This window comes from Mesorhizobium amorphae (assembly GCF_014843845.1).
GTDB lineage: Bacteria > Pseudomonadota > Alphaproteobacteria > Rhizobiales > Rhizobiaceae > Mesorhizobium > Mesorhizobium amorphae_A.
Genome location: NZ_JHQS01000053.1, coordinates 79,741 through 93,010 on the forward strand (window position 1 = coordinate 79,741; position 13,270 = coordinate 93,010).

Below are 13,270 nucleotides of genomic sequence, written 5' to 3' on the forward strand. Positions count from 1 at the left end.
CTTAACTCAGAGAGGTAACACAATGAAAAAACTGCTTATTGCCCTGATCACCACCACCGCCGCCATGTCGCTGGCGGTAACCGCCGAGGCCGCGGACAAGTTCAAGGCCTGCTGGGTCTATACGGGCCCGATCGGCGACTTCGGCTACTCCTACCAGCATGACCAGGGCCGCCTCGAAGTGGAGAAGGCGCTCGGCGACAAGGTCGAGACCGCCTATCTCGAGAACGTCGCCGAAGGCCCCGATGCCGACCGCGCTTTCGAGCGTCTGGCACGCGAAGGCTGCAAGCTCATCTTCGGCACTTCCTTCGGCTTCATGGATCCGGAAGTGAAGGTTGCCAAGAAATTCCCCAAGGTGATGTTCGAGCACGCCACCGGCTACAAGACCGGCGACAATCTCGGCATCTACAATGCGCGCTTCTATGAAGGCCGCTATGTGCTCGGCCAGATCGCCGCCAAGGAATCGAAGGCCGGCGTTGCCGGTTACATCGTTTCCTTCCCGATCCCCGAAGTGGTGATGGGCATCAACTCCTTCATGCTCGGCGCGCAGTCGATCAACCCGAACTTCAAGGCCAAGATCGTCTGGGTCAATTCCTGGTTCGATCCGGGCAAGGAAGCCGACGCCGCCAAGGCGCTGTTCGACCAGGGCGCCGACATCATCGTCCAGCACACCGATTCCACCGCCGCCTTGCAAGTGGCCGAAGAGCGTGGCCTGCACGGCTTTGGCCAGTCTTCGGACATGATCAAGTTCGCACCCAAGGCGCAACTGACCTCGCTCACCGACGATTGGGGTCCGTACTATATCAGCCGCGTCCAGGCGGCGCTCGACGGCACCTGGAAACCGGGCAATGTCTGGCTGGGCATCAAGGACGGCGCCGTCAAGCTGGCTCCGTTCACCAACATGCCCGACGACGTGAAGGCGATGGCCGAGGCGACCGCGAAGAAGATCGCCGACGGCTGGAACCCCTTCACCGGGCCGATCGCCAAGCAGGACGGCACGCCGTGGCTGAAGGACGGCGAAGTCGCCGACGACGGCACGCTGCTCGGCATGAATTTCTACGTCAAGGGCGTCGACGACAAGCTGCCGCAGTAAGTATCGGAAAAATCAAACGAAAAGGGCGCCGCGAGGCGCCCTTTTCATTCGGCGGGTTGCGCATCGGTGACGCGACGAAACCGCGCCAGCGCAGCCTCAACCGCACGGCCAAGCCAGCTCTTGACCATGCGCTGGGCCGGTCGTTCGAAATAGCGCCAGATCGCCCATGAAGCAAAGAGCATGAGGGCGACACAGCCCAGGGCGGCGGTCCATTTGCCGACCAGCGGTGCGGCGGCATTGATCGCGAGATAGCCGATGTTTTGGTGCAGAAGGTAGAGCGGATAGGTCAACCCGCCCAGCGCCAGCGTCAGCCCGGATGGGCCAATCCGGCTACGCAACAGAACGCCGCCGATCAGCATGGCATGCATAGCAAAATTGGCGATCACGAGATGGGGCTGCGAAACGGCAATGCCGTATTCGTTCAGCATCCAGTCCCGCGTCACCGATATCGTGCTGCAGGACAGCAGGAAGGAGGCCGCAAGCAGCAGCAAGGCTGGCAGCGAACGGCCATGCGCATGGATATGGTGGACCAGCACGCCGGCGGCGAAGAACGGGCCGAACTCGGTGATGAACAGCAGCCTTATTGCACGACTGCCGACGAAGAACTCGTTCAGAGCCGAGATTGCCAGCCAGATGAAGATCAGCTCCAGCTTGCGTTTCTGGAAGATGCCGGTGAACAGAGCGAGCGTCACCCATCCGTAGAAAACCAGCTCGAGGACGATCGACCAGTAGACGCCGTCCATGAACGATTGGCCGAAGGCCGGCGCAAACATGGACAGGTTGGCGGCATATTGGGCGAAGGAGGTTGAAAACAGCGGTTCGCCGACAGAAAGGATGACGATGAAGGTGATCGTCATGCAAGCGAGAAAGCCCGGATAGAGACGCACGAACCGCGCCATCGCAAACTGTTCCCAGTTGCGGCCTTCCGCCGACCAGGCGATGACGAACCCGCTGATCAGAAAGAACAAATTGACGCCGAGGTAGCCGTACAGGGCGAACGGCGCGGCAAGCGAATAGGCTTCGGCGAGAGCGCCGCCGGAGGCCGCGCCGCGAAAGAAATAGTGGAAGATGACGACAGCCAGCGCAGCCGCCAGCCTCAACAGGTCCAGCGAAGCGATGTAATCCTGCCGCACCGGTTTGACGTGCATGCGAACCCCCGCATTGACAGTTTGAAACCATTAATGCGGATTGCGGCCGAATGGGTTAAGACGCCGGAACTATCGCCGGTTGTAGTAAATGCGGCGAGGTTGAAACGACGTCAGGCCGCCGAGCCGTAGAGGTCGCAGACGTCGCGCGGTCGATCTTGAAGGATCTCTCGACGGTCTTTCGCCAAGTGTTCAAGCCGGCATTTCTTGTGAGTTCCATGTCTTCGTGCGCCCGTCACAATATCCGTGATGCGGCTCCGTGACCGCCTTCACATACACCAACGGCTTTTACTTCCAAGCTGATCTTGCGGCCCGGACTAAATCGGTCGGCGTGACAAGTGTCAGCAGAAGGAGGTCTTATGCAATTGAATAAAAAACTCTTGGCGATCATCGGGAAACGCATTCCCGCCATCTTCGACGTCATCCCGCGCGGACCACAGGGGCGGCTTGTGCAGATCGCACTCAATCCTCAGCCGCTCCCGCCTCACGAACTGGGCGCCGCGATCGCCGACGAATTCGTCCGCTGCGCGTGGTTCGCCGAGCGAGGCGGGCTCGGTATGCAAGCGTTGTTGAGCGACCTTGACGATTGGTGCCCCACGCGACCGAAGATACCGAAGCTTCCGCCGTGGTGGGGGCCATTTCCAGACCCGGAGCCGCGACCCGATTGGTTCGTGGACTATCATTTGGGATTTGCCGCACGCCTGTCGGTAGTCGCAGCCGAGTCGACGGGCATGCAACTGGATAAGACCCTCGATCAGGTGATCGATCGGTCCCTGGCTGCAATCGAGGCGGTGAAGCTCTGACGAAACGCAACACAGATTACCGAAGGGTGTGCCAAAAAAATCTGAGGGCGCCGGGAGGCGCCCTTTCGGCGGCTTCCGGTCTCGCAAGGACGTGGCGAACCGCATCGGCCCGCCTTAGATCCTGAGCCGGCTTCGTATCGCCCGTTCGAAAATGTTGATTCTAAACCGCCGAACCATAGAGATCGTAGGCATCGGCACGGTCGATCTTGACGGTGACGATGTCGCCGGCGCGCAGCGGACGGCGCGACTGGATATGCACCGAGCCATCGATCTCCGGCGCATCGTATTTGGTGCGGCCCTTGGCAGACGTGCCATGCGCCTCGTCGATCAACACCGGCAGGCGCTTGCCGACCTTCTTGGCCAGCTGCGTCGCCGAGATCTTCTGCTGGCGCTGCATGAAGCGATGCCAACGTGCTTCCTTGATCTCTTGGCGGACCTGTTCGAGACCGAGGTTGTTGGAACGCGCACCCCTGACCGGCTCGTATTTGAAACAGCCGGCGCGGTCGATCTTGGCCTCGTCCAGCCAGTCGAGCAGCATCTCGAAATCCTCGTCCGTCTCGCCGGGAAAGCCGACGATGAAGGTCGAGCGGATGGCGAGATCCGGGCACACCTCGCGCCAGCCGCGAATGCGCTCCAGTGTCTTTTCGCCATGCGCGGGGCGGCGCATGTTCTTCAGCACCTGTGGCGAAGCATGCTGGAACGGGATGTCCAGATAGGGAAGGATTTTTCCCTCGGCCATCAGCGGGATGACGTCGGCGACATGCGGGTAGGGGTAGACATAGTGCATGCGCACCCAGATGCCGAGCTTGCCGAGCTCTTCGGACAGGTCAAGGAACTTCGCCCGCACCTCGCGATCGCCGAACATGCTTGTCTGGTACTTGATGTCGATGCCGTAGGCGCTGGTGTCCTGCGAGATGACCAGGATCTCCTTGACGCCGGCCTTGGCCAGTTTCTCGGCTTCGCGCAACACGTCGGCGGCCGGGCGCGAGACGAGGTCGCCGCGCAGCGCCGGGATGATGCAGAAGGTGCAGCGGTTGTTGCAGCCTTCGGAAATCTTGAGATAGGCGTAGTGGCGCGGTGTCAGCTTGACGCCTTGCGGCGGTAGCAGGTCGACATACGGATCGTGGCTGGGCGGTGCTGCTTCATGCACCGCCGCCATCACGCTCTCATAGGCTTGCGGTCCGGTGATGGCGAGAACGTTCGGATGCTTTTCGCGGATGACATCGGGCTCGGCGCCAAGGCAACCGGTGACGATGACCCTGCCATTTTCCGAAAGCGCGGAACCGATTGCGTTGAGCGACTCGTCGCGGGCCGAATCGAGGAAGCCGCAGGTGTTGACGACGACGAGATCGGCGCCGTCATGCTTGCGCGCGATCTCATAACCTTCGGCGCGCAGGCGCGTGATGATGCGTTCCGAATCCACCAGGGCTTTCGGGCATCCAAGACTGACGAAACTGACGCGGGGAGCTGCGGACATTTGCGGTTTCCAATGGACGCGGGCCGGAAACCCTGAGGTCCGGCCCGGAAGTCCCGATACATATCGATCTTTTGGGCTCTCGCGCGAGCCTGATTTGCGCGGCGCAATAGCACAGTTCCGCAGTCAAGCAAACCGCGAACGGGTCGCCGCGATGCGCGCCGACCGCCCAAGCTCAATGATGGCTCGGTCCGAACCAGGGCGCCAGGAACGCAAACTGCTCGGGAAACTGCTGCACGGCACCATCCAGAAACATCTTCACCGCGACGTAGAGAATGATCAGGAGGCCGATATAGGCAATCCAGCGGTATTTGTGCAGCAGCCGTGCGACAAACGAAGCGGCGAAGCCCATCAGCGCAATCGACAGCGCCAGGCCGATGATCAGCACCGTCGGATGGTCCATCGCCGCCCCCGCGACCGCAAGGACGTTGTCGAGAGACATTGAAACGTCGGCAATGACGATCTGCCATGCTGCCTGGGCGAAGGTCTTGCGCGGTCCCTTGCTGCCAATCGTTCCGTCCTTGTCGTAGTCGACATTGGACAGCGATTCCGTCGCATCATGTTCCTGCTCGTGGGTGACACGCAGCTCGCGCCACATCTTCCAGCACACCCAAAGCAGCAGCAGGCCGCCGGCGATGAGGAGCATGGGGCCGATGGCGAGCAGCCACTGCGTGATCAGGGCAAAGAAGATGCGAAGCACAGTGGCGGCCGCGATGCCGACGAGAATCGCCTTCTTGCGCTGGTCGGAGGGAAGGCCGGCTGCGGCAAGGCCGATAACGATGGCGTTATCGCCGGCAAGTACGAGGTCGATGGCGATGACCTGGAGCAGGGCCGAGAGGCCTGCGGCGGTGAAAATTTCCATCGGCTGGAGGCCCTTTGCTTGTTCGCCGAGTGTCGGTCGTCGAATATCCAGACGCCCTAACGTGTATGGTTCGTGCGCGTCAAGGGATTGCAGGGGACAATGTCGGACGCCCGCCTTGATATAGGGCAAGCAGGACTGTCGCCGAGGGCGGCCAAGGCCCGCAAATGCCAGGAATCGGGCTTAGAGGATTCTAGTCGTAGAGATTGTACTTCGTCCAATCGGCCTGCGGGATTTCGTCGCCGATCCGGTAGCGGAGCTGCAGCACCTGCATATGGTCCGGTGCGGTCTGGCACTTGAATTTCAGCCGATACCACTGGCCCTTGCTGCGGAAGGCAGCCCCTGGGCTTCTGATCGCGTCGGTGCCCATTTCCGGGGTCGCGAAGGCGTAGGCGACGACGCGATCGGCCTTGAACTTGCGGTCGTCGTGGGAAATCCGGTCCAGCACCTCTGCATCGCAACGCTGTTCGAGCCGCGTCTGTGGATCGAGTTTCAGCAGGCCGGCGCGTAGCGCGCTATCCATCGCGCTGGCCGGCCACGCCAGCATCAGCGACGCCAGCACCATAAGGCAGAGCTTTTTCATGGGCGCGACAAGCAGCATACTTCGTCCAGGAAATCAACCAAGCGCGATCGCAGGCTTTCTCTCGAAACCATCGGGCAGGCAGGCGCGGAACGGCGTGACGTCAGGCGTCAAGTTCAACTCGCCTGCCAATTCCGCATGGTGTATGTTCGCCTCCAACACCTTCGCAGAAGCGCTTGTTCGCGGGCTCCCGCTACAGCGTCTGGCCAGTCGCCACAGGGTGATTTGGATGTGAGATTGATCACATCTCACGCGCAGCAGATGCGGGATAATGCGCTGCGATCCGTGACGTCAGCACTGGAGGCGGCAATGCGGGCAACCATTTCAATCTTCGTTCTGGCGGCAGCACTGGCGGCGTCGAATTCGTCGCTTGCCGACCCGGTCCAATCGTCGGAAGACATCATCAAGTTTTTCGCCAAGACGTCCGATCTGGGCGCATCGCGTGGGATATGCGTCGGCGCCCAGGATCAATGCGAGAGCAAGACCGATGCACCGGCGCCAAGCGGCCTCGATATGCTGATCAACTTCAACCTGAATTCCGCCGAGCTGCTGCCTGAAGCGCGAGCCAAACTGGGCGAATTCGCCAAGGCGCTGAAAGACAACCGCCTGAAGACACACAATTTCGTCGTTGAAGGCTATACCGACGCTTCGGGCGCGCCGGCCTACAACGATCGCCTGTCGGAGCAGCGGGCTCAATCGGTGACGGCATTCCTTTTGTCGAGCGGAATAGAACCGGCACGCGTCAAGGCTGTCGGCCTCGGCGCGACCAATCCGCGCGTTCCCGACCCCTACGATCCGGTCAACCGGCGGGTCGAAATGCGGCTGAGCGTGCAATAGACGGCATTCGCCTGCCGATGATGCCTGCCAAATGGCAGGCTTGGGTTCCCTAGAACACGCCGCCTATGCCGATCCCGCCACTGATGTCGGGCGGAGGAGCCGCGGGACGCGAAGCTTGCGGCTTCGACGCTTTGCCGGCCTTGCGGTTGGTTGCCGCCTTGCCGCGCGCCGGAGCCAGACCTGTGGAAACCCTCGCCGGCTTGGCCTTCACAAGCACCGGGTCCTTGCAGACCCTGCCGGAATGCAGGAACAGGTCGCTCAGAAGCTCGACCGTGGGTTCGGTCGTCGATGCCGTTTGCCTGGTGTTCTTGTAGTAGTTGGTGACGGCGCGGACTGAACCCTTGCCCCAGCTACCGTCAATCGTCGTCCGGTAGCAGCCGAGGCGCCGCAATTCCGTCTGGATGCTGCGTGCGAGATCGGTTGCTTTCTCCTGGTCCGGCTCGCCCGACTTGCCGACGATCAGCGTTTCGAGGCCGGAGACGACGCTTTGCCGCGCGCCCTCGAGGCTGGCCATCTGCGTGCCGACGGGCTTGGCCGGTGCGGCTGAGGGCGGCGAAATCTCGACCGATCGCAATGTCTGCCCGACGATGATCACCGCGGTCTGCAGATCGTTGGACGCAAGCTCGATCTGCAGTTTTTCCTTGGCGACCGGATCCGACAGAATGCGCGACAGGCTGGCGCTGAGCTGAGCCGGGTCGAGTTCTTGCTGCTCGGTGAAATAGAACTGCTCGCGCAGGTTCGACTGGTCCCATGGCACCTGGCGGCCAACGGTCAGTGCTTCGGTCTCGTTGCGCACCCGGATCATCATGTCCGAAATGCTGAGCCCTGGAATCTCGATGTTCTTCAGCAGAGCCGTGGTGAAGGGGCTGTTGTCGCCCGACCCGTCGACCGTCGTGTTGCCGGGCTGCGTCGCGAAGGCGACAAACGTGTTTTCGCCGACCTCGACCTGAGCGAGACCATCCATGGCGCTCGCGCCTTTGCCCATGGGATTGTTCCGGCACGCATCGAGAAAAATGAACGTCTGCCGCTCCCGGCTGGCAAACCTCGAAATCACGTCGTTGAGCCTGACCGCGCGCGCGGTCAACTCAGCAAGGTTCTGAGCATCGGGGGTGTCGACCGGCAGCAGATAGTTTTCGCCCTGAAGCTGTACCCCGTGGCCGGCGTAGAAGATCAGCACGGCACTGGCGCCGGCAAGCTTGCCGTCGGCCTCCTGAAAGAGCCTGGCAAATCCGTCGGACGAAAGATCCGTTCCTGTCAGCACATCGAAGTTCAGCCTTTTCAGGCTTTCCGAAAGCCTTGTCGCGTCGTTGCCGGCATTCGCCAGATGGGGAAGGTGCGTGCTTTGATAATTGGAATTGCCGATGACGATCGCCAGCCGTTTGCCGGGCTGCGACGACAGTTCTTCCACGACCGCGGCCTGAGCGCCGATCGATCCGAACAATGAAACCAGCAGAACTGCCACAATGCGCAGGAAGGGACCGTAGGTCATGTCACGAGCTCGTTTCAGCATGCGACAATCTTCGAGTCACCGAAGTGTCCACCCGCCTGGCGCCGTCCCTCTTCGTGCGCCGAAACCAGTATCTCCGAAGACAGCGGCAATTTTTACACGAGAAACCATCCTGAAGGAAGGCTGCGTGGCACGGCTCACTTTCGACCTGCGCGTGCGCCTTGTCCTCAACACGCCGTCGAGCGCAACCACAGGGCGGCCCTGCCATCTCAGCATGCCGGGGCCAGCGCTTCGCACGACTCGATATGCTCGCTGAACATAAGCTGGTATGCTCCTTGCCAATAAAGGAGCAATTGTTGCGCTCGCATCTGCAGCAGTCAGTGACATACTTCATAGTTCATCGGCGAACCGCATGCCCTGATATTCGAGTCTGATATCGCAAGCAGCCAGGAAGGGGACAATGAAAGCAGAGAATTGGCTTCTGCGCCTGTGCACGGCGAGCGCGTTCTCGATCGGCACGGGCTTCATTTTCATGCCCTCCACCGCGAACGCCTGCATCCTCGACAACGATGGAACCTTTCTCGACACGAGTTGCTATATTGGCGGCGCGGCCAACAGCGCGATTGTCGACACCTCCCTGGATGCGCTTGGCAACATTGTCGACGACATCGTCGATGCGGATGTCAGCCCCGCCAAAATAGCCCCACCGGGCCAGGCCGCGCCATTCGGTGTTTTCGCGTCCGGCCAGCTTGCCCATACCGAGCATGACGGTTTCAGGGTTTCGAACAGCATCGATACGTTCGACGGACCGCATTTCGACGTCGATGAATTCTCCGCCGCCGTCAGCGTGGACTTCAATGCCGCGAAGCATTTCGGCTTCGACAACGAGCACGGCCTCAACCTCGGTCTGTTTGGCGGCTACGCCTCGGCCGAGGTAGGCGTCGATGCTTTCGGGTTCTTCGACGGCGGTGAGGCCACCAACAGAAGCGGCATGTTCGGCGGCTATGGCCTCTATCGTCACGGCACAAGCTATGTGCTCGTGGCCGCATCGGCATTCCTCGGCAACACGGACGTCGACCGCTCCGGCACGTCCGGAAGCTACGACACGCAAGGCTATGCGGTAACCGGATCGGTCGGCCGTATCTTCAGCCTGACCGATCGGGTGCGCCTTGACCTGCGCGGCGGATTGCTGGGCGTCACGTTTACCGGTGATGCCTATACGGACGATTCCGACACGGATTTCGGAAAGAGCCGCTTGTCGTTTGGCGCGGTCAAATTCGATCCCGGAATCTATGCCGATTTTCAACTCGGGAACGGCATGGTGATAAGCCCCTATGCGCGGGCAGATATCCAGCAGCGCTTCGGTTATTCAAACACGGCCAGCGTTGAAGGCGTGGAAAGCGAGTTCGACGATGCGGACCTCTCCGTGGCCCTGTCCTCAGGCTTCAATCTCAAGATGACGCAGGCAACCACGCTCAGCAGTGAAATTCGCGGCAAGTGGTCCGAAGACAGCTCAACCATCAGCGGCAAGCTGGGCCTGAAGATCGCCTTTTGACATTCAGCAAAGCGTGGGTTGTGGCCGGATCGAACCTGTCTCGATCCAGGCAACAACTCGTTGCGGTGTTGCGCCGCTCGACTGTCCGAGACGGACCTCGCCGGACGCACGGGAAGGGGGCCGGGTGCCGGCTGCGGCCACACCGTAGCCGACACAGGCTGCCCCACCGGACCCACTCCGCGACAAAACTTGACCGTTTTCATCAAGAAATGTACTAAACCTTTCATCAAGAAATGTACTGAACCAGAGTCTCGATCAGATGAGAGGAAAGCGTGTCCTTCGTTCCGCGCATGGAAAGCCGCATTCAGGGATTTTCCGTCATTGGCGGTTTGAAATGCCACGTCTGGGACGGCGCGGTTGCCGACCTCTGGGATGTGTCATGCGCGGACCGGGCCGAGGGCTTCTATGTCTCTCCCGACCCCCGGCTGTTTGTCGCTCTCGATGTCGAAGGCGACGGCGCCTTCTTCGTCGAAGGGGTCAAGGGCGAAGCGCGCCGCCACGACCGGGCCTTTTCCATGGCCTACATTCCGGCCGGGGTGCCGATTCGTGGCCGGGTCGATGGGCTGCACCGGATCAGGCATCTCGACCTGCACTTCGACGCCGCAGCGCTGACGCGCCGCTTCGGCCGCAGCCTCGATCGCGAGGCCCTGCATGTGTCACGCTTCCAGTTTCGCGACGACCGGATCGCAACGCTTGCCGGCCTGATTGCCGCCGAATGCGACGCTGGCCAGAAGCTGCATGATCTCTACGGCGAGGGCCTGCTCAACGCCTTGTTCGCGAACCTTTTCCAGATAGACCAGCCGGTTGCCGCGCGGCGCCGGGCGCCGTTGTCCCGCCGCAAGCTGCGCCTCGTCATCGATTATATAGACGCGCATTGCCTGGACAGGATCCGTCTCGCCGACCTCGCCACGCTGACCGGCCTGTCCGAAACCGCAACCAGCCACGCCTTCAAGGCGGCGACAGGCGTGCCGCCGCATCGCTGGCAGATGCAGGCGCGGATCGGCAGGGCACAGGCGATGATGGCGCATGATGCCGCCTCGCTCGGTGATATTGCCGAGGCGACTGGGTTTTTCGACCAGGCCCATCTGACGCGGGTGTTCAAGTCGGTCGTCGGCGTGACGCCGGGCGCCTGGAAGAGCGCCGTCCGTGAGTGACATTTCCGCAACATGACGCTGCGATGTCAGCCGTTTGGACAAGAACCGACAAACCGCCCAACTCCGTCCAATGACCAGCAGATAAGTTGAGATAAATGATCAAGTATCTCAATGTCGACGGGCGGGCACTTTCCTTATGAGCAGAATTTACCGGATGAAGTCGCTTCTGGCTGGCAGCGTCGCTGCTGTCGCGATGATCTCGCCGATGGCCGCGTTCGCGCAGACCGTGCAAACCGGCACCCAGCTGGAACCGGTGCTGGTCGAGGGCGAGTTGGGCGACAGCGCCACCGGGCCGGTCGACGGCGTCGTCGCCAAGAAAACGACGACCGGCTCCAAGGCGGCCACCGAGCTCAAGGACATCCCGCAATCGGTCTCGGTGATCGGCCGGCAGGAAATCGACGACCAGGGCGCGCAGAAGGCCGACGAGGCACTGCGCTACACCGCCGGCGTGTTCGCCCAGCCTTTTGGCCCTGACAGCGACACCAACTGGATGTTCATCCGCGGCTTCCAGGCGACGGCCACCGGCACCTACATGGATGGCCTGCAGCTGTTCAGCTACGGTTTTGGCGGTTTCTATGTCGACTCCTTCGGATTGGAGCGCATCGAGGTGCTGAAGGGACCGGCCTCCGTTCTCTATGGCGGCAGCAATCCGGGCGGCATGGTCAACTATGTCAGCAAGCGGCCGGATTTCGAACGCAAGCGCTATGTCGAAACCGGCGTCAACGACGCAGGCAATGTCTATCTCGGCTTCGACATCGGCGATGTCGCCAACAATGGCGCGGTCAGCTATCGGGTGACGGGCAAGGTCGCCGGCGGCGATACCTACAGCGACTATCAGGACGGCTGGCGCGGCTTCATTTCGCCAAGCATCAGCTGGAAGCCGGACGAAGCAACCACGCTGACCATCCTGGCCAACTACAGCCACATCGACGAGAACCACAATGGCGGGAGCTTCCTGCCTTACGACGGCACGGTGACGGACCGGATCGTCAACGGCGTGAACTACGGCCGCATCGACCCCGACGCCAACTTCACAGAACCGAGCATCGATCTCTACAAGCGCGAGCAGGGCTCGATCGGCTACGAGTTCGAGCACACTTTCGACAATGACTGGACGGTGCGCTCAAATGCCCGCTTCACCGCCGCCGACATCAATGAAGTCAGCGTCTATCCCAACGGTTGGGTGAGCCCTACATCGACGCAGCTGAACCGCATCAACTTCGGTCACGACACCGACGCGATGACGTTCCTGTCGGACCTGCAGATCGAGGGCAAGGTCGAGACCGGCCCGCTCGAGCACACGCTGCTGGCCGGCATCGACTACAAATATTACAACATCGACCAGGTGCAGTCGTCGGCCCTCTTCGGAACGACCCCGCCGATCGATGCCTTCGACCCTGTCTATGGTGCGCCACTTACAGAGCGGGTCAGCTATCTCAACCAGGATCTGACGCAGAAGCAGCTCGGCTTCTATGCGCAGGACCAGCTGCGCTTCGGCGACGGCTGGCTGGTGACGCTGAACGGCCGCTATGACCGCGGCTGGCTCGAAGCCGACAATCGCCCGACATATTACTCTGCGAGCTCCAGCACGCAGAACAGCACCGTCGGCGATTTCTCCGGCCGCGCCGGCCTCGCCTATGAGTTCGCCAACGGCGTAACCCCCTATGTCAGCTTCGCCACCTTCTTCAACCCCATCATCGGTACCGACGCCAACGGCAACCTGTTCAAGCCGGAAGAGGGCGTGCAGTACGAGGCCGGTATCAAATACGTGCCGACCTTCATGGATGGCCTGTTCGCCCTGTCGGTATTCGACCTGACCCGTCAGAATGTGCCTTCGAATGTTACCCTGTTCACGCAGTTACAAACCGGCGAGGTGCGCTCGCGCGGCGTGGAACTGGAAGGCAAGGTGAACATCACCGAGGATTTCCGGGCAACGGGCGCTTTCACTGCCTATGACATCGACATCACCAAGGACATCAACCCCGCGCTCATCGGCAAAACGCCCTTCATCGTACCCGAAGTGATGGCCTCGGCCTCGGTCGACTACACTTTCCGCGGCGACTGGTATGACGGCATCTCGATCGGCGCCGGCGTGCGCCATCTCGGCTCCTCATGGGCCGACAATGAGAACACTGCGAAGGTGCCGGCTGTCACGCTGGCCGACCTGAAGCTTGGCTATGAAAGGGAGAACTGGGGCGTCGATCTCAACATCACCAATCTGTTCGACAAGACCTATGTCGCCAGCTGCCAGACGACGCTGACCTGTTCGTATGGCGAAGGCCGGTCGTTCAAACTGAAGGCGCATACCAGTTGGTGACGACCCAAG

Annotated in this window: 11 protein-coding genes; 6 read left to right on the forward strand and 5 right to left on the reverse strand. The window is 61.2% G+C overall.

Annotated elements, in window-relative coordinates:
- The first annotated feature begins 22 nt into the window (after window positions 1–22).
- Window positions 23–1,090, forward strand: coding sequence for a BMP family ABC transporter substrate-binding protein (locus DH08_RS20965; protein WP_192181127.1), 1,068 nt, complete (start codon window positions 23–25; stop codon window positions 1,088–1,090).
- A gap of 44 nt (window positions 1,091–1,134) precedes the next feature.
- Here the strand turns inward: DH08_RS20965 and DH08_RS20970 are convergent, their stop codons facing one another.
- On the reverse strand, window positions 1,135–2,238 hold the full coding sequence (locus tag DH08_RS20970) for an acyltransferase family protein (protein WP_192181128.1): 1,104 nt from the start codon (window positions 2,236–2,238) through the stop codon (window positions 1,135–1,137).
- 356 nt (window positions 2,239–2,594) lie between these two features.
- Here DH08_RS20970 and DH08_RS20975 point away from each other — a divergent pair, with 356 nt between their 5' ends.
- Window positions 2,595–3,038 carry a hypothetical protein gene (locus tag DH08_RS20975; protein ID WP_192181129.1) on the forward strand — a complete coding sequence of 148 codons (444 nt, stop codon included), beginning with the start codon at window positions 2,595–2,597 and terminating at the stop codon, window positions 3,036–3,038.
- A gap of 160 nt (window positions 3,039–3,198) precedes the next feature.
- Here the strand turns inward: DH08_RS20975 and rimO are convergent, their stop codons facing one another.
- The 3 genes from rimO to DH08_RS20990 all read right to left on the reverse strand — a co-directional run bounded on the left by rimO (window position 3,199) and on the right by DH08_RS20990 (window position 5,972).
- Entirely contained in the window at window positions 3,199–4,515 is a 1,317-nt protein-coding gene (gene rimO / locus DH08_RS20980) for a 30S ribosomal protein S12 methylthiotransferase RimO (protein WP_192181130.1), read from the reverse strand.
- Window positions 4,516–4,687: 172 nt separating this feature from the next.
- Window positions 4,688–5,374: a TerC family protein gene (locus tag DH08_RS20985; RefSeq protein WP_192181131.1), complete on the reverse strand. Its 687-nt coding sequence runs from the start codon at window positions 5,372–5,374 to the stop codon at window positions 4,688–4,690.
- Between the two features lie 190 nt (window positions 5,375–5,564).
- Window positions 5,565–5,972 (reverse strand): DUF930 domain-containing protein, encoded by a 408-nt coding sequence (locus tag DH08_RS20990; RefSeq protein ID WP_192181132.1) that lies wholly within the window; start codon window positions 5,970–5,972, stop codon window positions 5,565–5,567.
- 288 nt (window positions 5,973–6,260) lie between these two features.
- Between DH08_RS20990 and DH08_RS20995 the strand changes: the two genes are divergently transcribed.
- Window positions 6,261–6,788: an OmpA family protein gene (locus DH08_RS20995; protein WP_192181133.1), complete on the forward strand. Its 528-nt coding sequence runs from the start codon at window positions 6,261–6,263 to the stop codon at window positions 6,786–6,788.
- Between the two features lie 49 nt (window positions 6,789–6,837).
- Here DH08_RS20995 and DH08_RS21000 read toward each other — a convergent pair whose 3' ends face one another.
- Window positions 6,838–8,298, reverse strand: coding sequence for a caspase family protein (locus DH08_RS21000; protein ID WP_246800948.1), 1,461 nt, complete (start codon window positions 8,296–8,298; stop codon window positions 6,838–6,840).
- Window positions 8,299–8,695: 397 nt separating this feature from the next.
- On the opposite strand from DH08_RS21000, the gene DH08_RS21005 reads away from it, so the two are divergent.
- The 3 genes from DH08_RS21005 (at window position 8,696) to DH08_RS21015 (ending at window position 13,261) form a co-directional block, all read left to right on the forward strand.
- Window positions 8,696–9,790, forward strand: coding sequence for an autotransporter outer membrane beta-barrel domain-containing protein (locus DH08_RS21005; protein WP_192181134.1), 1,095 nt, complete (start codon window positions 8,696–8,698; stop codon window positions 9,788–9,790).
- A gap of 272 nt (window positions 9,791–10,062) precedes the next feature.
- A complete protein-coding gene (locus DH08_RS21010) occupies window positions 10,063–10,944 on the forward strand; it encodes a helix-turn-helix domain-containing protein (RefSeq protein ID WP_345892428.1) in 882 nt (293 codons plus the stop codon).
- A gap of 154 nt (window positions 10,945–11,098) precedes the next feature.
- Window positions 11,099–13,261: a TonB-dependent siderophore receptor gene (locus tag DH08_RS21015; protein WP_192181135.1), complete on the forward strand. Its 2,163-nt coding sequence runs from the start codon at window positions 11,099–11,101 to the stop codon at window positions 13,259–13,261.
- Window positions 13,262–13,270 lie beyond the last annotated feature (9 nt).